Origin of the sequence: Pseudomonas sp. KBN12P06040 (assembly GCF_037574965.1) — a bacterium.
Classification (GTDB): domain Bacteria; phylum Pseudomonadota; class Gammaproteobacteria; order Pseudomonadales; family Pseudomonadaceae; genus Pseudomonas; species Pseudomonas aeruginosa.
Genome location: NZ_JBBELS010000001.1, coordinates 4,412,089 through 4,435,471, shown reverse-complemented (window position 1 = coordinate 4,435,471; position 23,383 = coordinate 4,412,089). Strand labels below are relative to the sequence as shown.

General features: G+C 67.6%; 24 protein-coding genes. 20 read left to right on the top strand and 4 right to left on the bottom strand.

The features are described 5' to 3' along the window. Nucleotides 1-130 precede the first annotated feature (130 nt). The 5 genes from VQ067_RS20810 to VQ067_RS20790 all read left to right on the top strand — a co-directional run bounded on the left by VQ067_RS20810 (nt 131) and on the right by VQ067_RS20790 (nt 5,583). Entirely contained in the window at nt 131-1,012 is an 882-nt protein-coding gene (locus VQ067_RS20810; RefSeq protein ID WP_003108672.1) for an OmpA family protein, read from the top strand. A gap of 98 nt (nt 1,013-1,110) precedes the next feature. Next, complete coding sequence (gene pdxH / locus VQ067_RS20805; protein ID WP_003108674.1) at nt 1,111-1,758, top strand: pyridoxamine 5'-phosphate oxidase; 648 nt, start codon at nt 1,111-1,113, stop codon at nt 1,756-1,758. Nucleotides 1,759-1,765: 7 nt separating this feature from the next. Continuing rightward, nucleotides 1,766-2,878, top strand: a complete 1,113-nt coding sequence (locus tag VQ067_RS20800; protein WP_003108676.1) for a CdaR family transcriptional regulator — start codon at nt 1,766-1,768, stop codon at nt 2,876-2,878. Between the two features lie 159 nt (nt 2,879-3,037). After that, a complete protein-coding gene (locus VQ067_RS20795; RefSeq protein WP_003116305.1) occupies nt 3,038-4,396 on the top strand; it encodes a GntP family permease in 1,359 nt (452 codons plus the stop codon). Between the two features lie 41 nt (nt 4,397-4,437). Continuing rightward, nucleotides 4,438-5,583, top strand: a complete 1,146-nt coding sequence (locus VQ067_RS20790) for a glycerate kinase (protein WP_033990285.1) — start codon at nt 4,438-4,440, stop codon at nt 5,581-5,583. Here the strand turns inward: VQ067_RS20790 and VQ067_RS20785 are convergent. Continuing rightward, on the bottom strand, nt 5,562-5,804 hold the full coding sequence (locus VQ067_RS20785; protein WP_003082053.1) for a hypothetical protein: 243 nt from the start codon (nt 5,802-5,804) through the stop codon (nt 5,562-5,564). The genes VQ067_RS20790 and VQ067_RS20785 overlap by 22 nt on opposite strands. Before the next feature lie 187 nt (nt 5,805-5,991). Between VQ067_RS20785 and VQ067_RS20780 the strand changes: the two genes are divergently transcribed. The 11 genes from VQ067_RS20780 to VQ067_RS20730 all read left to right on the top strand — a co-directional run bounded on the left by VQ067_RS20780 (nt 5,992) and on the right by VQ067_RS20730 (nt 15,446). After that, nucleotides 5,992-6,456 (top strand): outer membrane lipoprotein, encoded by a 465-nt coding sequence (locus VQ067_RS20780; RefSeq protein ID WP_003082056.1) that lies wholly within the window; start codon nt 5,992-5,994, stop codon nt 6,454-6,456. Nucleotides 6,457-6,784: 328 nt separating this feature from the next. Then, nucleotides 6,785-9,586 carry a monovalent cation/H+ antiporter subunit A gene (locus VQ067_RS20775; protein WP_033990283.1) on the top strand — a complete coding sequence of 934 codons (2,802 nt, stop codon included), beginning with the start codon at nt 6,785-6,787 and terminating at the stop codon, nt 9,584-9,586. Then, complete coding sequence (locus tag VQ067_RS20770) at nt 9,586-9,924, top strand: Na+/H+ antiporter subunit C (RefSeq protein ID WP_003082068.1); 339 nt, start codon at nt 9,586-9,588, stop codon at nt 9,922-9,924. The genes VQ067_RS20775 and VQ067_RS20770 overlap by 1 nt, the downstream gene beginning before the upstream one ends. Further along, the gene (locus tag VQ067_RS20765; RefSeq protein WP_033990281.1) at nt 9,921-11,420 is read left to right on the top strand and encodes a monovalent cation/H+ antiporter subunit D; all 1,500 of its coding nucleotides are present in this window, start codon (nt 9,921-9,923) and stop codon (nt 11,418-11,420) included. The genes VQ067_RS20770 and VQ067_RS20765 overlap by 4 nt, the downstream gene beginning before the upstream one ends. Beyond that, nucleotides 11,417-11,941, top strand: a complete 525-nt coding sequence (locus VQ067_RS20760) for a Na+/H+ antiporter subunit E (RefSeq protein WP_003134007.1) — start codon at nt 11,417-11,419, stop codon at nt 11,939-11,941. The genes VQ067_RS20765 and VQ067_RS20760 overlap by 4 nt, the downstream gene beginning before the upstream one ends. Continuing rightward, on the top strand, nt 11,926-12,195 hold the full coding sequence (locus VQ067_RS20755; protein WP_003082079.1) for a K+/H+ antiporter subunit F: 270 nt from the start codon (nt 11,926-11,928) through the stop codon (nt 12,193-12,195). Before VQ067_RS20760 ends, VQ067_RS20755 begins: the two co-directional genes overlap by 16 nt. Continuing rightward, nucleotides 12,192-12,539, top strand: a complete 348-nt coding sequence (locus VQ067_RS20750; protein ID WP_003086373.1) for a Na+/H+ antiporter subunit G — start codon at nt 12,192-12,194, stop codon at nt 12,537-12,539. The genes VQ067_RS20755 and VQ067_RS20750 overlap by 4 nt, the downstream gene beginning before the upstream one ends. 113 nt (nt 12,540-12,652) lie before the next feature. Continuing rightward, nucleotides 12,653-13,558 carry a DMT family transporter gene (locus VQ067_RS20745; RefSeq protein WP_033990279.1) on the top strand — a complete coding sequence of 302 codons (906 nt, stop codon included), beginning with the start codon at nt 12,653-12,655 and terminating at the stop codon, nt 13,556-13,558. Between the two features lie 10 nt (nt 13,559-13,568). Next, the gene (locus VQ067_RS20740; protein WP_003086377.1) at nt 13,569-14,666 is read left to right on the top strand and encodes a PLP-dependent cysteine synthase family protein; all 1,098 of its coding nucleotides are present in this window, start codon (nt 13,569-13,571) and stop codon (nt 14,664-14,666) included. A 10-nt stretch (nt 14,667-14,676) separates the two neighbouring features. Beyond that, nucleotides 14,677-15,198: a GNAT family N-acetyltransferase gene (locus VQ067_RS20735; RefSeq protein WP_003086379.1), complete on the top strand. Its 522-nt coding sequence runs from the start codon at nt 14,677-14,679 to the stop codon at nt 15,196-15,198. Then, nucleotides 15,195-15,446 (top strand): hypothetical protein, encoded by a 252-nt coding sequence (locus tag VQ067_RS20730; RefSeq protein WP_003082096.1) that lies wholly within the window; start codon nt 15,195-15,197, stop codon nt 15,444-15,446. Before VQ067_RS20735 ends, VQ067_RS20730 begins: the two co-directional genes overlap by 4 nt. Before the next feature lie 28 nt (nt 15,447-15,474). Here the strand turns inward: VQ067_RS20730 and VQ067_RS20725 are convergent, their stop codons facing one another. Next, the gene (locus VQ067_RS20725) at nt 15,475-16,140 is read right to left on the bottom strand and encodes a COG3650 family protein (RefSeq protein ID WP_003082099.1); all 666 of its coding nucleotides are present in this window, start codon (nt 16,138-16,140) and stop codon (nt 15,475-15,477) included. 94 nt (nt 16,141-16,234) lie between these two features. On the opposite strand from VQ067_RS20725, the gene VQ067_RS20720 reads away from it, so the two are divergent. After that, entirely contained in the window at nt 16,235-16,633 is a 399-nt protein-coding gene (locus VQ067_RS20720; protein WP_003086382.1) for a DUF488 domain-containing protein, read from the top strand. A gap of 10 nt (nt 16,634-16,643) precedes the next feature. Here the strand turns inward: VQ067_RS20720 and VQ067_RS20715 are convergent, their stop codons facing one another. After that, nucleotides 16,644-17,243: a short chain dehydrogenase gene (locus VQ067_RS20715; RefSeq protein ID WP_003108693.1), complete on the bottom strand. Its 600-nt coding sequence runs from the start codon at nt 17,241-17,243 to the stop codon at nt 16,644-16,646. Nucleotides 17,244-17,348: 105 nt separating this feature from the next. Here VQ067_RS20715 and VQ067_RS20710 point away from each other — a divergent pair, with 105 nt between their 5' ends. From VQ067_RS20710 to VQ067_RS20700, 3 genes are all read left to right on the top strand, one after another. Then, the gene (locus VQ067_RS20710; protein WP_003116312.1) at nt 17,349-18,263 is read left to right on the top strand and encodes a LysR family transcriptional regulator; all 915 of its coding nucleotides are present in this window, start codon (nt 17,349-17,351) and stop codon (nt 18,261-18,263) included. 98 nt (nt 18,264-18,361) lie between these two features. Next, nucleotides 18,362-20,272: an ATP-binding protein gene (locus tag VQ067_RS20705; RefSeq protein WP_074241287.1), complete on the top strand. Its 1,911-nt coding sequence runs from the start codon at nt 18,362-18,364 to the stop codon at nt 20,270-20,272. A gap of 36 nt (nt 20,273-20,308) precedes the next feature. Further along, entirely contained in the window at nt 20,309-22,603 is a 2,295-nt protein-coding gene (locus tag VQ067_RS20700) for a hypothetical protein (RefSeq protein ID WP_003082116.1), read from the top strand. Nucleotides 22,604-22,679: 76 nt separating this feature from the next. Here the strand turns inward: VQ067_RS20700 and VQ067_RS20695 are convergent, their stop codons facing one another. After that, entirely contained in the window at nt 22,680-23,381 is a 702-nt protein-coding gene (locus VQ067_RS20695; protein WP_003086389.1) for an ABC transporter ATP-binding protein, read from the bottom strand. Nucleotides 23,382-23,383 lie beyond the last annotated feature (2 nt).

The following is a 23,383-nucleotide window of genomic DNA, read 5'->3' as shown; positions in this document are numbered from 1 at the left end:
CTAAAGCGTCGTATGAGATAGGGCGTTGCCGGGGCAGTGGATCGACTCCGGCATCGCTGCGATGTGACCGGCGGTTGAGCCGAATGTTCCATCGGGCTCGCCTTCTTTCACTTCCAACGGACCCCGACGTATGAAACTGCTTAAGACCTCGACGCTTCTTCTCTGCATGACCGCCTCCGGCTGCAGCTATTTCCAGACCCAGGATGCTTCCTCGCAGCCAGCCAAGGCTCCGGCCGAGCAGGCTTCCAGCCATTCATGGTGGCCGTTCGGCAAGGACGACGGACAGACCGTCGCCAAGCAGGCCACGGAACAGAAGGCCGAAGCCGAGCATGTCGGCTCCAGCCACTGGTGGTGGCCGTTCGGCAAGGACGAAGGCGGTCGGGACGTAGCCGCCAAGGCTGCGGAGCAGAAGGCCGAGATCGCCGCGGCGAAGAAAGAAGTCGCCGCCGCAGCCGAGCCGAAGGCCGCCAACCCCTGGTGGTGGCCGTTCGGCGCCAGCTCGGCGAGCAAGGCGTCGGGCAAGCCGGCACTGGTCCAGCAGAAGGTCACCAAGGAGTGGCTGGATACTCATGAGAAAGCCCTGCGCGAAGCGATCGCCGGTAGCGAGTTCACCCTCGAACGCCGCGACAACGCATTGATCGTCATCGCCCCCGCCGACTACTCGTTCAATCCCAAGCGCCACACCATGCTGATGCCGATCACCCTCAACCCGCTGGGCAAGGTCGCCAAGATGGCCCAGGCCGATCCGCAGAGCGGTATCCTGGTACTCGGCCATACCGACAGCACCGGCAGCAAGGCGGTCAACGACAAGCTGAGCTTCGAGCGTGCCCAGTCGGTGGCGGCGATCTTCCGCCTCAGCGGCCTGAAAGGCGACCAATTGCGCCTGAAGGGGGTCGGTTCCGACATGCCGCGCGCGGACAACGCCAGCGCCGCCGGCCGTGCCCAGAACCGTCGCGTCGAAGTGCTCTATACCCAGCGCGCCAGCCTGCTGTCCCTGGCCCAGGGCAACTGAGCCGAACCGGGGCAGGGCGCTTGGCGCCATTGTCCCGGATCAAGCGCGAGGCGGAGTCTGCGGTTAAGCTATGGCGCATTTCCCCCTGGAGATGCGCCATGACCCAGTCCCTGGCCGATATGCGCCGCGAGTACACCCGCGATGGCCTCAGCGAGGCCAACGCCCCTAGCGATCCCTTCAGCCTGTTCCGCCAGTGGTTCGACGACGCGGTGAAGACCGAGCGCCTGCCGGTCGAACCCAACGCCATGACCCTGGCCACCGTCGACGCCGACGGCTATCCGCATTGCCGTATCCTCCTGCTCAAGGGCCTCGACGAGCGCGGCTTCACCTTCTTCACCAACTACGAAAGCGCCAAGGGCCAGCAACTGGCGGCCAATCCGCGGGCGGCCATGACCTTCTTCTGGCCGGCGCTGGAGCGCCAGGTGCGCATCGAAGGCAACGTCGAGAAGGTCACTCCCGAGGAATCCGACGCCTACTACCAGGTGCGTCCGCTGGGCAGTCGCCTGGGCGCCTGGGCCTCGCCGCAGAGCCGGGTCATCGCCGATCGCGCCGAGCTGGAACGGCTGCTCGCGGACACCGAGCGGCGTTTCGCCGACCAGCCGCCGAGCTGTCCCGAGCACTGGGGCGGCTACCGTCTCCTGCCGCAGCGCATCGAGTTCTGGCAGGGGCGGCCGAGCCGCCTGCACGACCGTCTCGACTATCGACGCCAGGACGGCGGCTGGTCGCGCGAACGCCTGGCGCCCTGAGTCCTCCATGTTCGAACTGGATTCGACGCTGGCGCAGCACATCGTCGATCGGGCGATGGCGATCCTGCCGCACAACATCAATGTGATGGATGCCCAGGGCATGATCATCGGCAGCGGCGATCCATCGCGCCTGCATACCCGCCACGAAGGGGCGCAACTGGTGCTGGCCAACCGGCGGGTGGTGGAAATCGACGAGCAGGCCGCCGCCTGCCTGCGCGGGGTGCGGCCAGGGGTGAACCTGCCGTTGCTGCACGCCGAGCGGCTGGTCGGCGTGCTCGGCATCACCGGCGCGCCGGAGGTGGTCCGGCCCTATGCCGAGCTGGTGCGGATGGCAGCGGAAATGCTCATGGAACAGCGCCAGATGCAGGACGAGCGACACTGGCAACGCCAGCGTCACGAAGCCTGGCTGCGCCAGTTGCTCGATTCCGGCCACGGCCTCGGGGCGCTGGCGGCCGATGCGGAACACCTGGGGCTGGCCATGCACTGGCCGCGCCAGGCGGTCTTCCTGGAGCTGCCCGAGCATGCCGATCCGCTGCCTTGCCAGGCTCGCCTGCTGGCGGCACTCGGCGGCCGGGCGGAGCACTGGAGCGCGGCGCTGGGCGAGCGCCTGGTGTTCTGGTGCCGGCCGGTAGCCCATGCAGATGCGCTCGAGCACTGGCTGGAGCGCGCCGACGCGCGCGGCTGGGGCGTGGCGCGCCTGTGTGCCGGCGACCCGGCGCACGACCTGGCCGAGCTGCGCGCCTCGGCCTGCGCCGCACGCGACCTGCTGGACTATGCGCGCAGCCGGTTGCCCGGTCGGCGGGTCGTGACCCTGGACGGACACCGCCTCGCCAGCCTGCTGTTCAGCCAGCGCGACAGTTGGCAGGTGCGGCAGCTGCTGGCGCCCTTGCAGCGGTTGCTCGACCACGATCCGCAAGGTTCGCTGGCCGCTACCCTGGAGTCCTGGTGCGCCCATGACGGACATGCCCAGGCCTGTGCCCAGGCGCTGGGAATCCATCGCAACAGCCTGCGCTACCGACTGGAGCGCATCGCTTCGATCAGCGGGCTCGATCTCGCTCGCCTGGAGCACCGCCAGCAATTGTTGCTGGGGCTGCAATTGCTCGTTCCGCGCCGCGGGTAACGGGCGGATCAATCGATTCACTGTGCAGTCGCACAAAATGTTCCCCTTCCAGCGCCGTCTTCCTCTGGCCGTTGCACAAGGCGTGGCCGGTCCCGACGGAGCGAAAATGACCCGCCCCTGGGCGCCCATCCCACACCCATAACAACAAGGAGGCGGCTCATGACCCTGGTCCTGATCCTGCTGGCGTTGATCGCCTTTATCGTCCTGTCCACCACGCGACTCAAGCTGCACCCGTTCCTCGCCCTGCTGGCGGCCGCGCTGATCGCCGGCTTCGCCTACCAGGTACCCACGGCGGAAATCGTCAAGACCGTTACCGGCGGCTTCGGCAGCATCCTCGGCTACATCGGCATCGTCATCGTGCTCGGCACCATCATCGGGGTGATCCTCGAGCGCAGCGGTGCGGCGATCACCATGGCGGAAAGCGTGATCCGCCTGCTCGGCGAACGCTTCCCGACCCTGACCATGTCGATCATCGGCTACCTGGTGTCGATCCCGGTGTTCTGCGATTCCGGCTTCGTCATCCTCAACTCGCTGAAGAACGCCCTGGCGGCGCGGATGAAGATATCCACCATCGCCATGAGCGTGGCCCTGGCCACCGGTCTCTACGCCACCCACACCTTCGTGCCGCCGACCCCGGGACCGATCGCCGCGGCCGGCAACCTCGGCCTGGACGCCAGCCTTGGCCTGGTGATCGCGGTCGGCCTGGTGGTCGCCTTCGTCACTGCGATGGCCGGCATGTGGTGGGCCAATCGCTTCGTCGGCAAGGACATTCCCCTGGTCGACGACGGCCAGGTCGTCCAGACCGAAGAGGATTTCAGCGAGCTGCGTGCCCGCTACGGCAAGCTGCCCAGCGCGACCCAGGCGTTCGCGCCGATCTTCGTACCGATCCTGTTGATCTGCCTTGGCTCGGTCGCGGTATTCCCGAGCAAGCCGCTGGGCGAGGGCGTACTGTTCGCCTGCCTGAACTTCCTCGGTCAACCGGTGATCGCCCTGCTGGTCGGCCTGGCCCTGGCCTGCACCCTGCTCAAGGGCCAGAGCAAGCGCGAGGAATTCCATGAGCGCGTGGTGGAAGGCATCCAGTCGGCCGCGCCGATCCTGCTGATCACCGGCGCCGGCGGCGCCTTCGGTGCGATGCTGAAGATCACTCCGCTCGGCGACTACCTGGGCAGCACCCTGTCCGCGTTGGGCATCGGCCTGTTCATGCCGTTCGTGGTGGCGGCCGCGCTGAAGACCGCGCAGGGCTCGACCACCGTGGCGCTGGTCACCACCTCGGCGCTGGTCGCTCCGCTGCTGCCGCAGCTCGGCCTGGACAGCGAGATGGGCCGGGTGCTGACGGTCATGGCGATCGGTGCCGGGGCGATGACGGTGTCCCACGCCAATGACAGCTTCTTCTGGGTGGTCACCCAGTTCAGCCGCATGACCGTATCCACTGCCTATCGCGCCCAGACCCTGGCGACCCTGGTCCAGGGTCTCGCCGGTATGCTCGCGGTATGGCTGCTCAGCCTTGTGCTGCTCTGATTGAAGCGGGGCCGGGGACTCCCGGCCCTGTGAGGTGACTGATGAAAATCGTGATTGCTCCTGATTCGTTCAAGGAAAGCCTGTCCGCGCCCGACGTCGCCGAGGCTATCGCCCGCGGTTGGCGGCGAGTCTTCCCGCAGGCCGAGGTGTTGCTGCGGCCACTGGCGGACGGCGGCGAAGGCACGGTCGATGCGGTACTCGCCGCCACCGCCGGCGAACGTCGCGAATGCCGGGTCGAAGGCCCGCTCGGTGAGCCGACCCCGGCGCACTGGGGCTGGCTGGACGACGCCACCGCAGTGATCGAAATGGCTTCCGCCAGCGGCTTGCACCTGGTCCCGCGCGACCGCCGCGACGCCACGCGCAGCAGCAGCCGTGGCACTGGCGAGCTGATCCGTGCGGCGCTGGACGCCGGGGCGCGGAAGATCATCCTCGGCCTCGGCGGCAGCGCTACCAACGATGCCGGCGCCGGCCTGCTGAGCGCGCTCGGCGTGCGTTTCCTGGCTGCCGACGGCGAGGAACTGGCGCCCGGCGGCGCCGCGCTGGCGGGCCTGCACAGTCTCGACCTGGGCGGGCTGGATCCGCGCCTGGTGGATGTCGCGGTGGAAGTCGCCGCAGACGTCGACAACCCGCTATGCGGGCCGCGCGGCGCGTCGGCGGTGTTCGGTCCGCAGAAGGGCGCCAGCGTCGAACAGGTGGCGCAACTGGATGCCGCCCTGGCGCACTTCGCCAAGGTGGTCGCGGCGACCCTGGGCGAGGACTTCAGCCGGGTGCCGGGCGTCGGCGCCGCCGGCGGCCTGGGTTTCGCCGCGAGGGCATTCCTCCGCGCGCGTTTCCGCCCAGGCATCGAACTGGTGGCGGAGCTGGCCGGGCTGGCCGATGCGCTGGTCGGTGCCGACCTGGTGCTGACCGGCGAGGGCCGCCTGGATGCGCAGAGCCTGCACGGCAAGACCCCGGTGGGCGTGGCGCGGATCGCGCGCCAGGCCGGCGTTCCCGTGGTAGCCCTGGCCGGCAGCCTGGGCGACGGCTACCAGCGCCTGCACGATGCCGGCATCGATGCGGCGTTCAGCCTGGCGCCGGGACCGATCAGCCTGGAGCAGGCCTGTGCCGGAGCGGCGGCGGAACTGGAGGCGCGCGCCGAGCAGATCGCCCGGCTCTGGCGCCTGGCTCAGGCTTCGCGGGAAGGGTAGTCGGCGGCGGCGCGCTCCAGCCAGGCTGGCAGGTCGCGCCGCTTCACCTTGCTGGCCTTGGCCTCGGCCAGTCGCTGTAACAGATAGTCACGCTTTTGCGGGTCGTCGCCGGCGAATGACAGCGCCAGGTCGCGGTCCATCCAGCGGCGGATGCGCCAGTAGATCCACCAGTGGAAATACAGGCCGGCGGCGGTGGTGACGACGATGATGAAATAGTCCATGGCTGTTCCTTCTGCGGGCGCTCACCCTAGCCGATCGGTCCCGCCGATGAAAGCGGGAGGGTTCGGTCGAAACTGAACGAACCTGTACCATTGCTGAATCGATTCGATTATCTCGCGCCGGCCAGGTGACAGGAGCGGCTGCGGGAGAGTCTAATATTCGTCAGTTATCCCTTTCGGAGATGCCGTTATGCGCAAGTCTGCCTTGATCGTTGCTTCCTTCACCGCCATGGCCCTGGCTCTTGGCGGCTGCCAATCCAGCCTCACCGGCGATACCTACAGCCGTGAGGAAGCCCGTACCGTGCAGACTGTACGCATGGGCACCATCCAGGCCTTGCGCCCGGTCAAGATCGAAGGCACCAAGACCCCGATCGGTTCCATCGCCGGTGCCGGCGTCGGCGGTGTCGCCGGCAGCGCGGTGGGCGGCGGCAAGGGCAGCTACGTCGCGGCCATCATCGGCGCGGTCGCTGGCGGTCTGCTGGGCGCGGCTACCGAAGAAGGCCTGACGCGCACCCAGGGCGTCGAGATCACCGTGCGCGAAGACGACGGCAGCACCCGCGCCTACGTCCAGCAGGTCGACCAGGGCCAGATCTTCCGCGTCGGCGAGCGCGTGCGCATCCTGACCGTCAACGGCACCAGCCGCGTCGCTCACTGATTCTTCCCTCGTTGTCCCACGGCCGGCACTTCGCCGGCCGTTTTCGTTGTGTCGCCGAGCCATTGCCGGGGTTGTCTTGCTAAGCTTCAAGTCGTTGCCGTTGCAGAGTTTTTTTCGGCTTTCCGGCAGTCGGAACGCCTGAATTTTGTAATAATTCAATCCATGACGTTCATTCGATAGATTGCGATAATCGCAGCTCCGTTGCGCCGCGCCTGCCGGTGGCGGGCGGGGCTTCGAGCTGCTGGCGATCCGGCCGCGCACCGACAACCGCGGGGAAGCACCGCCGGCCAGGCATGCCGGGGGCTCCGCCACCGAAGAGGAGTAGCCCATGATTCTGGCGCTGATCATCGCGCTGCCGTTCATGGGGGCGTTGTTGCCCCTGCTCGCCGAGCGTGGCGGCCGCACCTTGTGCGCGGCGTCCGCCGGCGTGGCGCCGCTGATCGGCCTGGTCCTGTTGCTCGGGCAGCGCGGCACGGTGTTCGCCGGGCAGACCCTGACCGCCAGCTATTCCTGGCTGCCGGAAATCGGCATCAACCTCAGCCTGCGCCTGGACGGCCTCGGTTTCCTCTTCGCCCTGCTGATCCTCGGCATCGGCCTACTGGTGATCCTCTACGCCCGCTACTACCTCTCCGAACAGGAGCCGATGGGGCGTTTCTTCGCTTTCCTGCTGCTGTTCATGGGCTCCATGCTCGGCGTGGTGCTCGCGGAAAATCTCTTGCTGATGATGCTCTTCTGGGAGCTGACCAGCCTGTCCTCGTTCCTGCTCATCGGCTTCTGGGGCAGCCGTTCCGACGCCCGCAAGGGTGCGAGGATGGCCCTGACCGTTACCGGGGGGGGCGGCCTGGCGCTGCTGGCCGGGGTGCTGCTGCTCGGCCACATCGCCGGCAGCTTCGAACTCACCGAGGTCCTCGCGGCTGGCGAGCTGATCCGCGCCCACGCCCTGTATCCGCTGGTACTGATCCTGATCCTGCTCGGCGTGTTCACCAAGTCGGCGCAGTTCCCCTTCCATTTCTGGCTGCCCCACGCGATGGCGGCGCCGACCCCGGTTTCCGCGTACCTGCACTCGGCGACCATGGTCAAGGCCGGCGTGTTCCTGCTGGCCCGGCTGTATCCGGCGCTGGCCGGCACCGAGTGGTTCTTCTACCTGGTCAGCCTGAGCGGCCTGGTAACGCTGTTGCTGGGCGCCGGCATGGCACTGTTCCAGCATGACCTGAAGGGGCTGCTGGCCTACTCGACGATCAGCCACCTGGGCCTGATCACCCTGCTGTTCGGCCTCGACTCCCCGCTGTCGAACGTCGCCGCGGTGTTCCACATCATCAACCACGCGACCTTCAAGGCCTCGCTGTTCATGGCCGCCGGGATCATCGACCACGAGACCGGCAGTCGCGACATGCGCCTGATCAACGGGATGTGGAAGTACCTGCCGCATACCGCGGTGCTGGCCATCGTCGCCTCCCTGGCGATGGCCGGGGTGCCGCTGCTGAACGGCTTCCTCAGCAAGGAGATGTTCTTCGGCGAAACCCTCAGCCAGAACCTGCTGGGCAGCTTCAACTGGCTGGTGCCGGCGGTGGCGACCCTGGCCGGGGTGTTCTCGGTGGCCTATTCGCTGCGTTTCATCCACGACGTGTTCTTCAACGGCGAGCCGGCCCGGTTGCCGAAGTTCCCGCCCCACGAGCCGCCGCGCTACATGAAGGTACCGGTGGAGATCCTGGTGTTCCTCTGCCTGTTGGTCGGCATGCTGCCGGCCTACACCGTGGCGCCGCTGCTGGCCGCCGCCGCCAGTGCCAGCCTTGGCGGGCAACTGCCGGAATACAGCCTGGCGATTTGGCACGGTTTCAACCTGCCATTGCTGATGAGCGTGGTGGCGCTGGTTGGCGGTGTGCTGGTCTATGTCCTGCGCAAGCCGCTGTTCAACTGGTATGCCGGATTGCCGGAGGTGGACGCCAAGCTGGTCTTCGAGCAGCAGGTGCAACGTGTGGTGGCCCTGGCCGCGCGCCTGACCGCCTGGCTGGAGAACGGGTCGCTGCAGCGCTACCTGGCCTGGCTGCTGGGCGCGGCGCTGGTCGTGGTGGCGGTCGAGCTGGCGCCGCTGGCGAGGCTGACCGGCTCGCGCGGGCTGACCCCGCTGGACGGTATCACCGCCCTGGGCATGCTGGTGCTGGCCTTCAGCGGCCTGGCCACGGCGCTGTTCCATCGCATGCGCCTGGTCGCGCTATTGATCCTCAGCGTCGCCGGCCTGCTGGTGGCCCTGGCCTTCGCTCGCTTCTCGGCCCCGGACCTGGCGCTGACCCAACTGTCGGTGGAAGTGGTGACCATGGTCCTGCTGATCCTGGCGCTGTATTTCCTGCCCTCGCGCACTCCGGCGGAGTCCTCCAGCCTGCGCGGCTTGCGCGACGTGGCGCTGGCCGGCGGGGTCGGCATGCTGGTGGCGCTGCTGGCCTACGCGGTGCTGACCCGGCCCTACGAGAGCATCGCCGGATTCTTCGTCGAGAACAGCGTCTCCGGGGGCGGCGGCTACAACGTGGTCAACGTCATCCTGGTGGACTTCCGTGGTTTCGATACCCTCGGCGAGATCAGCGTGCTGGCGATCGCCGGTGTCGGTATCTACGCGATGCTCTCCGGTTTCGCCCTGCACAAGCCGACCTGCGACCCGCAGGGGCGCAACTGGGCCCACGCCAAGCACCCGCTGATCCTGGAAACCCTGTCGCGGGTGCTGCTGCCGCTGGCGTTGCTGATCTCGGTGTTCATCTTCCTGCGCGGCCACAACCTGCCGGGCGGAGGTTTCATCGCCGGCCTGGTGACTGCCATCGCCCTGGTGCTGCAGTACATCGCCAGCGGCTCGCAGTGGGTCGAGCAGCGCCTGCCGCTGAACTATGCGGCCATGGCTGGCGCCGGAGTGCTGATCGCCGGGCTCACCGGGCTTGGCAGCTGGCTGTTCGGCTATCCGTTCCTGACTTCCGCGTTCGGCCACTTCGAGTTGCCGCTGATCGGCGAGATCGAGCTGGCCACGGCGATGCTGTTCGACCTCGGCGTGTACCTCACCGTGGTCGGTGCCGCGCTGCTGATCCTGTCCTACCTCGGCAAGCTCAGCCTGATGCCTGAACCCGTCGCACAAGAGGAGGCGCTCTGATGGAAGCCCTGTTCGCCATCACCCTCGGCCTGCTCACCGCCAGCGGCGTCTACCTGCTGCTGCGGGCGAGGACTTTCCCGGTGGTGCTCGGTCTCACGCTGATCTCCTACGCGGTCAACCTGTTCCTGTTCGCCATGGGCCGGCTCGGCGGCAGCGTCGCGGTGATCGGCACTCCCGGGGAGTATGGCGACCCGCTGCCGCAGGCGCTGGTGCTGACCGCCATCGTCATCGGCTTCGCCATGACCGCCTTCGTCGTGGTCCTGGCCCTGCGTGGCCTCGGCGATCTCGGCAGCGACCACGTAGATGGACGCCCGGACGAGGAGGAGCCGCGCCCATGAGCCATTGGCTGATCCTGCCGATCCTGCTCCCCCTGTTTGCCGGCAGCCTGTTGCTGTTGCCGCTGGCCGAGCGCTGGCGGCGCGGCTTGTCGTTGCTCGCGGCGCTGGCGCTGATCCCATTGAGTCTGTTGCTGATGCGCACGGCTGCCAGCGGCGACCTGAGCGTCTATGCCCTGGGCAACTGGGCGGCGCCGTTCGGCATCGTGCTCATGCTCGATCGTCTCGCCGCCCTGATGCTGCTGGCCACCGCGGTGCTCGGCAGCGCCGCGCTGATCTACGCGCTGCGTGGCGACGACCGCCTGGGCAAGCATTTCCACGCGTTGTTCCAGTTCCAGCTGCTCGGTATCAACGGCGCCTTCCTGACCGGCGACCTGTTCAACCTGTTCGTGTTCTTCGAGATACTCCTGATCGCCTCCTACGCGCTGCTCCTGCATGGCGGCGGCGCGGAGCGGGTGCGCTCGGGCCTGCACTACGTGATCCTCAACCTGGTCGGCTCGGCGTTCTTCCTGATCGCCGTGGGTACCCTGTATGGCCTCACCGGCACCCTGAACATGGCCGACATGGCGCAGAAGATCGCCATGGCCGATGCCGAGCGCGCGCCGCTGCTGGCGGCAGCCGGGCTCCTGCTGCTGGTGGTGTTCGCCCTGAAGGCGGCGCTGTTGCCGCTGTACTTCTGGCTGCCGCGCGCCTATGCCGCGGCCAGCGCGCCGGTGGCGGCGCTGTTCGCGATCATGACCAAGGTCGGCATCTACTCGATCCTGCGGGTCTACACGCTGGTCTTCTGTGAGGCCGCCGGCGAGCTGGCCAACCTGGCGCAGGCCTGGCTCTGGCCGCTGGCCCTGGCGACCCTCGGCCTGGGCGCGATCGGTGCCTTGGCGGCGCGGACCCTGCAAGGCCTGCTGGCCTACCTGGTGGTGGTCTCCGCCGGAACCCTCCTGGCTGGCGTGGCGTTGGGCAGCGAGCGGGCGCTGGCGGCGTCGCTGTACTACCTGCTGCACAGTACCTGGATCGCCGGTGGCCTGTTCCTGCTCGCCGACCTGGTCGCCCGCCAGCGCGGCGACAAGGCCGGCGACCTGGTCCAGGGCCCGGCGTTGCAGAACCCTCGGTTGCTCGGCGGGGCCTTCTTCATCGGTGCCATCGCCGTCGCCGGTCTGCCGCCATTGTCGGGGTTCTTCGGCAAGATCATGCTTTTGCAGTCGGTCGCTCCCGGCAGCCAGGCGCTGGCCCTGTGGAGCGTGGTACTGGGCAGTGGCCTGGTGGCGCTGGTGGCGTTGAGCCGGGCCGGCAGCACAGTGTTCTGGCGTACCGGGCATACCGTGCTCGGTAGCGCCGAACTGGACCACGGCCGCTTGTTCGCCTGCATCCTGTTGCTCTCCGCCGGCCCGTTGCTGGTGTTCGCTGCGAAGCCGCTGCTGGCCTACGTCCAGGCCACCGCGGCGCAGTTGCACGACCTCGACCTGTATCGCCAGATCATCACCCGCGGAGGTGCCGCATGATCAGCCGTTCGTTGCCGCGTCCGCTTCTTCGCGTATTGCCTCATCCCGTGCTTAGTGTCCTGCTGTTGCTGGTCTGGTTGCTGCTGGTGGATTCCTTCGCCATCGGCCACTGGCTGCTCGGCGCCTTCCTCGGCGTGTGCATTCCGCTGCTGACCAACCGCCTGCTGGTCGGGCGCAGCCAGGAGTGGCATCCGTTGCTGCTGTTGAAGCTGCTGGTGCTGGTGATGTGGGACATCCTCGTCGCCAATGTCCAGGTTGCCCGTCTGACCCTCGGACCGATCGAGCGCTTGCGTCCGGCCTTCGTCGAGGTGCCGATCGAGCTGGAGAACGACCTCGCCATCAGCGTGCTGGTGAGCATCGTCTCGCTGACCCCGGGGTCGGTGTCGTCGGACCTCAGCGACGACCGCAAGACCCTGCTGGTGCACGGCCTCGACGTGCCGGACAAGGCGGCGCTGATCGCCGAGATCAAGCAACGCTACGAAGCGCCGCTGAAGGAGATCTTCCCATGCTCGCTTACGTGATCCCGCTGTGCCTGGCGCTGCTCGGCCTGGCCCTGTTGCTGACCCTGGCGCGCCTGGTCAAGGGGCCGTGCCTGCCGGACCGGGCGCTGGCGCTGGACACCCTCTACGTGAACGCCATCGCCCTGCTGGTGCTGTACGGCATCTGGCGCGACAGCGACCTGTTCTTCGAGGCGGCGCTGCTGATCGCGGTGCTCGGTTTCGTCGGTACGGTGGCGGTGGCCAAATACATGCTGCGCGGAGACATCATCGAATGACTGGCGAACCCCTGAGCCTGTGGGTGGAAATCCTCGTCTCGGCGTTCCTCCTGCTGGGCAGCGCCTTCGTCCTGATCGGCGCGATCGGCCTGTACCGCCTGCCGGACTTCTTCATGCGCCTGCACGGGCCGACCAAGGCCACCACCCTCGGGGTCGGCGGGGTGATCGTCGCCTCGCTGATCTATTTCTCCAACCGCCAGGCGGGCATCAGCCTGCATGAGCTGCTGATCAGCCTGTTCCTCTTCATCAGCGCTCCGGTCAGCGCCTACATGCTGGCCAAGGCCGCGGTGCTGCAGCAGTTGCCGCTGGAGAAGAAGACTCGCGGCAAGCCCTGGGAGCAGTGAGGCACGGCGCAACAGTTTTGCCCGCTTTCTGTGCCTGTCGGCGCGGCTAGTCGGCTGCCTATACTGGGAGTCCTTTTTCCGGCGCCGCGACGGCGCCCGTGGTGGAGATTCCCTTGACTCGGACGCGCTGGTTCGCCCTGGCCTGCCTGATCCTGGCGATGGCGCTGTGGGGCAGTTCGTACGTGGTGCTGAAGGTCGCTTTCCGCGAACTGCCGCCGCTCTGGGTGATCTTCGGTCGCATGGCCCTCGGCAGCCTGGTGTTCCTCGTCGCCTGGCGCTGGCGGGGACGCATCGACTACCGCTCGGGCGACTGGAAGTACCTGCTCGGCCTGGCCGTCTGCGAACCCTGCCTGTACTTCCTCTGCGAATCCTTCGCCCTGCAATACACCAGCGCGGCCCAGGCCGGGATGATCACCGCGCTGCTGCCGTTGCTGGTGGCGGTGGGGGCCTGGTTGCTGCTGCACGAACGGATCGGCCGGATGACCTGGATCGGCTTCGGCCTGGCGGTGCTCGGTTCGATCTGGCTGAGCCTCGCCGGCGAGCCCGACCTGCACGCGCCGCAGCCGCTGCTGGGCAACTTCTTCGAACTTCTCGCGATGCTCTGCGCCACCGGCTATACCCTGTTGCTGAAGCACCTGTCGGCGCGCTACTCGGCATTCGCCCTGACCGCCATGCAGGCCTTCGTCGGCACGTTGTTCTTCCTGCCGCTGGCGCTGGCCAGCGCCGCCCTGCCGAGCCAGCCCAGCGCGCTGGGGATCCAGGCGGTGGTGTATCTCGGCGTGGTGGTCACGGTGGGCGCCTACGGCCTGTACAACTTCGGCGTCGGTCGACTGCCGGCCAGCCAGGCCTCGGGCTTCATCAACCTGATCCCGGTCTTCACCCTGGTATTCGCCTCGCTGTTCCTCGGCGAAACCCTCAACGGCCCGCAGATGCTCGCTGCCGGCCTGGTCTTCATCGGCGTCGCCATCAGCCAGTGGCGCAGCGCTCCGCCGCCGCCTCCGGCCGGCGTCCTGAACTGAAGGAGTTTCCATGACCGTCGACCAACGCCAATGGGCCCGTGAGGCGATCCGCATCATCGAAGCGGATTTCCAGCGCAGCGCCGATACCCATTTGATCCCTCTGGAGACTCCCGGCCTGCCTGGCGTCGAACTGTACTTCAAGGACGAGTCCAGCCACCCCACCGGCAGCCTCAAGCATCGCCTGGCGCGCTCGCTGTTCCTCTATGCGCTGTGCAACGGCTGGCTCAGGCCGGCCGCGCCGGTGATCGAGGCATCAAGCGGCTCCACGGCGATTTCCGAAGCCTATTTCGCACGCCTGCTGGGCCTGCCCTTCATCGCCGTGATGCCGGCCAGCACCTCGAAGGAAAAGATCGCCCAGATCGCCTTCTACGGCGGCCAGAGCCACCTGGTGGAGGACCCCACCCAGATCTACGCCGAGTCCGAACGCCTGGCGCGGGAGAGCGGTGGCCATTTCATGGACCAGTTCACCTATGCCGAGCGCGCCACCGACTGGCGGGCGAACAACAACATCGCCGAATCGATCTTCCAGCAGATGCGCCACGAGCCGTACCCGACCCCGACCTGGCTGATCTCCAGCCCCGGTACCGGCGGCACCCTGGCGACCCTCGGCCGCTACGTGCGCTATCGCCAGCACTGCACCCGGGTACTCTGCGCCGACGCCGAGCGTTCGGTGTTCTTCGACGCCTATGTCAGCGGCGACCGTGGCCTGACCCTGGATTGCGGTTCGCGGATCGAGGGCATCGGCCGGCCGCGGGTCGAGGCGTCCTTCCTGCCGGAAGTGATCGACGCGATGGTCAAGGTGCCGGACGCCTGGTCGCTGGCGGCCATGCATTACCTGGCCCGGCGCCTGGGGCGGCGGGTCGGCGGCTCCAGCGGAACCAACCTGATCGGCGCCCTGGTGGCCGCACGGCAAATGGTCGCGGCCGGCGAGAAGGGGTCGCTGGTGGCGATTCTCTGCGATGGCGGCGAACGCTATGCGACCACCTATTATGATCCGGTCTGGCTGGCCAGGCAGGGCTATGCGCTGGAACCCCTGGTCGAGGCGCTGGCTGCCTGCGTCGAGCGCGGCGTGGCGTTGCCCGACGGGCTGCTGGTGGTTGGACTTTGAAGGAGTGGATATGCACCGTTTGCGAGCTGCCGAAACCGGCGATATCGAGGCCATGACCGACCTGCTGCTGAGCCACGGGCCGAATCCCTGGAACCATCTGCCGGAGGAGGGGGTGCGTGCGCATCTGCGAGCCATCGCCGACGGCGAGGTACGGGCCGTCCTGGCAGAGCGCGACGATCGGCTGCTGGGGTTCGCCAGCTTCCGCCGCACCGAGGATTTCGCCCATTACCAGCCGCAGCGTGCCGATGCGCCGCGGGCCTACATCTGCGAGGCGGTAGTGCATCCGGCGGCGGCCGGCCAGGGGCTCGGCAGCGCGTTGCTGGAGGCGGTGCTGGCCCAACTGGCCGACGAAGGCATCGAGGATGTCTATATCGATCGTCACGAAGAGAACCTGGCGTCGGCGGGAATGATGCGCAAGGCCGGCTTCGTCGAGCTGGAGACCTACGCCGATCCGGCGCGGCGGCCGAACGGCTCGGGGCGCTCGACGGTGTGCCATCGCAATCTTTCCCTCCAGCGCAGAGCCGTGCGATGAGTTTCATCCGCCTCAAGGTGCGCGCCGCCTTCATGGTCCACGGCTACGACGCGGACAACCGGGAAATCGTCGAGCAGATCGGCGAGGAACGCTTCGTCGAGAAACTGCTGCGCATCGAACGGATCCAGTCGATCAGCGAGAAATACCTGCTGGTCAGCGCCTCCCACGGGCGCGTCGCCTACTGGGAGTACGAGGGCGGCCTGACGGCGCTGCGGCGGCGCCTGGAGCAGGCCGGATTGCTCTTGTAGGGAAAGGGCCGTCGCGCGGCCCCTCGCTTCACTTGCCCAGTGCGCCCGGATAGGCGCAGCCGCGCAGCGTCTCGCCATCGATGCGCAGTTCGGCGGAGTAGCTGCTGAAGGCACCGCTCATGCTGTCGGTGCAGGACGACGGGGCGATCCACAGTTCGACCTTCTTGCCGTTCGCCTCGCTGGAATAGCTGGTGCTGCCGTTCGGCAGTTCCTCGGCGACGTAAGGCAAGGCCAGGGTCTCGTGTTCGGGGCGGTCCAGGCGCAGGCCCTGGTTGTTCACCCTGGCGCTCCAGAAGGGTTCGTTGCCATTGGCGGCGAAGGTCAGCAGCTTGAAGTTCGGGTCGTCGCAGCCGGGGCCCTCGTTCTGCACGCGGTACAGTCGGCTGACCTCCAGCTTGCCGTCGGTACCGCGGACCTTGGCCGGTCCCATGGTGCCGCGCAGGTCGACGAACAGGCCCTGGGCGCCGTCGTCGAACAGGCTATCGGCTTCGCGGCGCAGGCCGGTATTGGCCACGTCCTCGATGCTGAACAGGCGCTTCTCGGTACAGGGGCGGAATTGCAGCGCGCCGTTGATCTTCACCAGTTCGCCCTGGAAGCGGGTGTCTACACTGGTGCTCGGCGATTCGGGCTTCCACACCTGGCAGGCGGCGAACAAGGGGAGCAGGCTGTAGACCAGCAGACGGGCAGGGCGCATAGGGAAGACTCCATCGAAAATGCGCCCACGTTACCGAGCGTCCGGGCCTAGCTCAAGTCCGGATCGGACTTCATCGCAACCAGGGAGTCGATCGATGATCCAATGCAAGCGTGTATACGAACCGGCGTCGCCCGCCGATGGCCGGCGCGTACTGGTGGACCGGCTGTGGCCGCGCGGCATCCGCAAGGAAGCCCTGGCCATGGACGACTGGCTGAAGGAGGTCGCGCCCTCCAACGAGGTGCGCAAGCAGTTCTGCCACGATCCGGCACTCTTCGACAGCTTCCGTGAACACTACCGCGCCGAGTTGCAGGCGCACCCGGAACATTGGTGGGGCCTGCTCGACTGCGCTCGCGAGGGCACCCTGACGCTGCTCTACGGCGCCCACGACCAGCAGCACAACAATGCCGTGGTGCTGGCCGAGTTCCTCGAGGAAGAGCTGGACCGCCAGCAGCCGGGCAGTTCGCCGACCTGCTACGCCGACCGCCTCTCCTGAGAAATATCGCTTACCAGATGCGGTACACCTGGCCGGTCTGCGCGCCTTCCACGCTGCGTGCGTAGCCCAGCGCGGCGTCCGCCGCCGGAACCGGCTTGAAGCCACGGAAGTAGGGCGCGTAGCCGGGCAGCGCCTCGCTGACCACGGTCGGGCTGACGGCGTTGATGCGCAGGCCGCGCGGCAACTCCAGGGCTGCGCCGCGGACGAAGCCCTCGACGGCGCAGTTGACCATGCTCGCCGAACTGCCGAAGCGGATCGGCTGCTCGGCGAGCACGCCGCTGGTGAGGGTGAAGGAGCCCCCGTCGTTGGCGTACTCGCGGCCGAGCAGTACCAGGTTGACCTGGCCCATCAGCTTGTCGCGCAGGCCGAGCTGGTATTGCGCCTCGCCCATTTCCTCCAGGGCGCCGAAGTGCACCTTGCCGACCGCGGCGACCAGCGCGTCGAAGCGACCGGTCTTCTCGAACAGGGCGCGAATGGAGTCCGCGTCGCTGATGTCGACCTGGAAATCGCCGCTGCTGTGGCCTACCCGGACGATCTCGTGGCGCTCGCCGAGTTCTTTGTCGATGCCCTTGCCAAGGGTGCCGCTGGCGCCGATCAGGATGATTTTCATACAGGCCTCTCGTTGCGTGAAGGTGAGTGGTTTCCAGTGTAGAGTCGCCTTTGCTGTGGATAATCCTGTCAATCGACAACCTGCCGTTTTCATAGGGAAACAATCGTGAAGGACCTGGACGATCTCGCCGCCTTCGCCGTACTCCACGACCTGGGCAGTTTCACCCGCGCCGCCGAGCGCCTCGGTTGCAGCAAGGGCCAACTGTCGAAGCGCATTGGCGTCCTCGAGCAGAAGCTCGGCGTAACCCTCTTGCACCGCACCACCCGCCGTCTTTCGCTGACCGCCGCCGGCGCCGCGCTGCTGCCCGAGGCGCAGGCGTTGCTGGTGCAGGCCGAGCGCGCGCGGCAGGCGGTGGCGCGCTTGCAGGAGCGAGCGGAAGGACGGGTGCGGGTGACCCTCCCGGTCTCGCTGGGTGAGACCCTGTTCGATGCACTGCTGGAGGACTTCCAGGAGCGCCATCCGCTGCTGCGTGTCGAGCTGGACCTGTACAACGGCCTGCGCGACCTGGTTGGCGAGGGCTTCGACCTGGCGATCCGCTCTGGGGTCGAGCAGGACGCCCGGCTGGTGGCGCGGCCGCTGTTCGTCCTGCAGGAAATCACCTGCGCCAGTCCCGCTTACCTGGCGCGACATGGCGAGCCGCAACGCCCGGCCGAGCTGGCCGAGCGCGAGTGCCTGCTGAACTCGCACTACAGCGGCCATGAGGAGTGGCTCTATCACCGCCGCCATCGGCTGGAGCGGGTACGGGTTTCCGGCTTTCTCGCCAGCAACCACTACAGCCTGTTGAAGAAGGCCGCGCTGGCCGGCACCGGCATCGCCCGGCTGCCGTCATACATGGTCCACGACGAACTGGGCGACGGCCGCCTGGCCTGGTTGCTGCGCGACTACCAGACGCGCAGCACGCCGATGTTCCTCGTCCATCCGTTCCAGGGCGGCCTGCCGCGGCGCACCCAGGTGCTCGCCGATTACCTGCTCGACTGGTTCGAGCGCAGCCGGCGACAATTGATCGGCCTGGAGGGTTGAACATTTCGCCGCGACGCGGCTCTATTGCACTCCGGGCCGCTTCCGTGCGGCCTGAAGCTCATCGCGGGCACGCCGTTGCACAAGGAACGTGACGGAACGTGGCAGAATCCCGCACCGGACCGCTCGCGCGCGAGCGGACGCCATTCATCGAACGCTTGGATAGGGACATGCAAAGCAGCTTTCCGCAATCGAACACTCCCCAGATCCGTCGCGCTGGAGTCGACCTCAACGGCGTGATGTCGGTGCTCAGCAAGCACCTCTATTCCACGCCCACCGTGGCGTTGCGCGAGCTGGTGCAGAACGCCCACGACTCGATCCTCCGTCGCCGCCTGGAGCAGCCCGACTGGCAAGGGCCGTCGCGAATCGAGGTGATCGGCGACAGCGCCAGCAACACCGTGCGCATCGTCGACACCGGCGCCGGCCTCACCGAACACGAAATCCACGCCTACCTGGCCACCGTCGGCGTCGGCTACACCCGCGGACTGCGCCAGTCCGGCCACGAGGACAGCGGGCTGATCGGCATGTTCGGCCTGGGCTTCCTCTCCGCTTTCGTCCTGGCCCGCCGGGTCAGCGTGCGGACCACGTCTTACCAGCAGCCGGAGCTGGGCTTCTGCTACGTCTCCAGCAACGCCGAGCAATACAGCGTGACGCCGATGCCGGCGCGCCCGGTAGGCACCGAGATCACCCTCGAACTGCAGGACGAATACAGTGCGCTGACCCAGGCCGCGCGCCTGCGCGAGATCCTTGAACGCTACTGCGTGCTGTTGCGCGAGCCGATCCACGTCGGCGGCGACGCCCAGCCGATCAACCCGGAGCCGCCGCCGTGGCGGCTGGCCGCCGACGCCGCGCTGCACCCGCTGCAACGGCAGCGCCGCGACCTGGAGTTCGCCGCGCGTTTCGAACATGACTTCGAACCGATCTGCTGCCTGCCGGTGCGCCCGGACGAGCGGGTCGACGTGCAGGGTCTGCTGTGGATCCAGGACGGCGGCACCTATGGCACCAGCGACAACCGCAATCTCTCGGTATTCCTTCGCGGCATGCTGCTCGACGATGACGCCCGCGACCTGCTGCCGTCCTGGGCCGGGTTCGTCGGCGGGGTGATCGAGTCGAACCGCCTGACGCCCACCGCCAGCCGCGAGGACCTGCAGCGTGACGACCATTACGCGGCGATCCAGCATGCGCTGGCCGAGGCGCTGATCGCCGGGCTCGGCGAGGTGGCGCGGCAGCAGCCGGAGGCCTGGCGGCGGGTCCTGCTGCGGCACAACGAGGCCCTGCTGGGAGCGGCGTTGTGCGACGAGCGTCTGTTCGCGCTGATGATGGACAGCCTGCGCGTACCCACCTCCCAGGGCGACCTCCCGGCTTCCGAACTCCTTTCGCGCGGAGCGGTGCATGTGCTGCTGGAAAACGACAGCGGCTTCGAGGAAATGCTGTTCCGTGCCATGGGCGTACCGGTGGCCCATGGCAATCGCTATGCGGTGGTACCCTTCCTCCGTCGCTGGGCGCAGGCCAAGGGGATGCGCCTGGTGGAGCTGGGCACCGAGCAGGGCAACCGCCAGTTGTTCCGCCTCGACCGACTGCCCGAGCGCGAGACCGGCTGGCTGGCCGAACACCTGGGCGGCGCCGAGGAGCAACTGGTGATCGCCCGCTTCAGCCCCGAGGAATTGCCGCTTGTGGTGGTGCCCGACCGCGACGCCGAACTCAAGCGGCGACTGGAGGACGACGAGGCCGACAAGCGTATTTCCACCGCGGCGTTGCGCCTGGCCCGGCAGTTCACCCGCAAGCTCGACAATCGCCAGCCGAGCCGGCTCTACGTCAACCTTGACAATCCGGCGGTGCAGGCGCTGCTCGCGGCCGTCGGCGAGGAACGCGGCGAAGCGGCCCATGCGGCGCTGCTGTTGCGCTCGTTCAAGGTGATCATCGCCGGACAGGGACGCGGCCAGCCCGCGACCTCGCTGAACCAGGCCCTGGCCGGACTCGCCGATTCGGTGAAGCGCCTGCTGGAGCAATAAGAAAATTCGCAACACGCCTGATGGAGACTGAAGCATATGGATATCTGGAACTGGGTGGAGAAGCTCCGCGCCGACCTGCGTGAGGCCGGCCAGGAGCAGAGTGCGCGGCTGATCGACGAACTCACCGCGTACGTCTGCGACCTCGAGGTGGAGCGCGCCGAGGCGCTGTTGCCGGAGGTCAAGGCGCTGAGCCGGACGTTGAACAACCCGTGGCTGGAAATCTTCGTCCGCCACTGGGAGATGCGTAACCGGGTCGGCAACCAGTTGGAGGGTGAGACCGCCCTGGCCGACGCCGTTTCCCTGTTCGAACTGGCCAACCGCGACGACACCCAGGCCTGCCCGCAGTCGGTCTGCGTGACCCAGGACCTGGCGTCGTGCTACGCCAACGTCGACGGCCCGGGCTGGGTGGAGGAACGCATCGAGGTGTGCGACGAGACCCTGGCGCGGATCGACCCGACCTGGGCCTGCTTCCACTGCCTGAGCAACGAGAAGGCCGAGGCGCTGCTCGACGACGGGCGCGGCGAAGATGCCCTGGCCTTCCTGGCCGAACAGGAGAAGAAGATCCTCGCCGCCGGCGAGGAGGTATTCGACAGCCTCCTGGAGATGCGCGTGGCGATCCTGCTGAACCTGGGGCGCGCGGAACAGGCGCTGGCCCTGATCGGCGAGATGGAGGAGAAGGTCGAGGGCGCGGAGTGGAACAACATCAGCCAGCCGCGGCGCCTGTACAAGGCCCACGGCCTGGCGTTGCTGGGGCGCGACGAGGAGGCCCTGGAGGCGCTGCTGCCGTTCTCCGAGATTGCCCCGCGCTACCGTACGATCTGGCTGCGCGCGGTCTACCTGCTGCTGCAACGGACCCCTGAGCGCAACACCTGGGACTTCGGCGGGCGCCTGCAGCAGATGCTCGAACACTACTCGCAGAAGGGCGCGCACCGGGTGGTCATCGATGTTGCCAGCCAGGCCATCCGCCTCGCGTTGCAACGCGGTTCGGTATGGAGCGCCAGGCGCCACCTGGCGCTGGCCGAACAGCATGCTCAACAGTTGCAGCGCGATCGGGGCGCCAGCCAGTTGCTCGCCGGGTTGAGGGAGGAGATCGATGCCGCGCCGCAGCAGCAGGAGCTGCCGGTGCCGGCTGCGGAGTTGCTCGACTGGCTGGCTGCGCAGGGCAGCGAAGACGCGCCGCGCAACCCGGAGAAAGAAGTGCAGTGGCTGCTCCAGGCGCTGGCCGAGCGGCCCGACGACACCGCCTTGCGCGAAGTGGCCGCCTCGGCGCTACAGGCCTGCTCCGCCGACGACGAGGCCATCGACCTGCTCTGGGAGTACGTCGAGCGCCACACCGACGAGGAGCAGCAACTGGCCTACTACCTGCTCAATGCCTTGCTGGCGCGCGGCGAGTACGACCAGGTCAAGCGCCTCGGCCGGCTCTACGCCGACAGCGTGCCGCTGATCGCGCTGTGGAGCGAAGTCAAGCTGGCCGAGAAACTCAACGACTGGCCGGAGCTGGAGCGCGCCTGCCAATCGGTGCTGGAAATTTCTCCCGGCTCGCTGGGAGCCCACAGCCTGCTGGGCAAGGCGCTGATGGAGCAGGATCGCTTCGCCGAGGCGGCGCTGGCCTACCAGCGTCTGGCCGGCAAGCTGGAGGAGCCGCAGTCGGTGCAGTGGGACCAGATGACCGCCGCCAGCGCCGCGCGCGACTGGACGATGCTGCGCGAGGTCGCTGCCGGCATGGGCATGGAGTTCGCCGCCGGCGACGGACCGATCGAGGAAGACTGGGGCTGGGTGATCGTCCGTTACATCGAGGATGGCGAGGCGCTCGACTACTACGCCCGGCGCACCGGCCCGGTGACCGCGCGGGTCCTCGAGAACGCGCCGGGCAATCGCAGCCAGCGGGTCGGTGACTGGGTGGTGTTCGACGCCGGCCTGATCTATCCGGCTCCGGAAGACGAGGAGGAGCGCAAGCGTTTCGTTCCCACCTATGCGGTGGTGCACGTCCTCGAGAGCGGTGGTTACTCGCCGAGCTGGCTGGTGGACGGCGTCTATCCGGGCGACGAGGCCTTCGACGCCTTCCGCGAAACGCTCGACGCGCGCGGCTGGAAGGTCTGGGTGCACAGCAACCGCGACTACCAGGTCACCGATGCCAGCAGCGGCGAGGAACTGCGGGCGATCTACTTCACCGTCGCGACACCCGCGCAGCAGGCGCCGCGCGACCTGCACCAGGCGTTGCAGGAGGCCACCGGGCAATGGCCGCACCGCATGTGCTGGCTGCGCCTGGCGGAAGCGGCGGAGGTCGACACCCAGCCGCACCTGGACGCTATCGAGCGCTACGGCCTGTAGCCGGTACGCCTCGGCATAAAAAAACGGCCCGTGAGGGCCGTTTTCGTAGGCGCTGAAGTCTCCGGCGGGACGGTGCTCAGCCGCCGAGGTAGGCGTCGCGCACCTTCGGGTTGGTCAGCAGGGCGGCGCCGGTGTCGTGCATGACGATCCGGCCGTTCTCCAGCACGTAGGCGCGATCGGCGAGCTTCAACGCCTGGTTGGCGTTCTGCTCGACGAGGAACACGGTGACGCCTTCGCGACGCAGCTGCTCGATGATCTCGAAGATCTGCTGGATGATGATCGGCGCCAGGCCGAGCGAAGGTTCGTCCAGCAGCAACAGCTTTGGCTTGCTCATCAGCGCGCGGCCGATGGCGAGCATCTGCTGTTCGCCGCCGGACATGGTCCCGGCGCGCTGTTCGTAGCGTTCCTTCAGGCGCGGGAAGAGTTCCAGCACCTTGTCCATCTGCACCTGGTAGTCGTCCTTGTCGGTGAAGAAGCCGCCCATCGCCAGGTTTTCTTCCACCGTCAGGCGGGAGAAGACCCGGCGGCCTTCCGGGACCACCGCGATGCTCTTGCGCATGATGGTGGAGGAGGGCAGGCCGACCAGTTCCTCGCCTTCGTAGCGGATGCTGCCGCTGGCCGCCTGCGGCGAGCCGCAGAGCGTCATCAGCAGGGTCGACTTGCCGGCGCCGTTGGCGCCGATCAGGGTGACGATCTCGCCCTTCTTCACTTCCACGCTGACGTCGTGCAGCGCCTGGATCTTGCCGTAGTAGGTGGAAACCTTGTCGAAACTCAGCATGC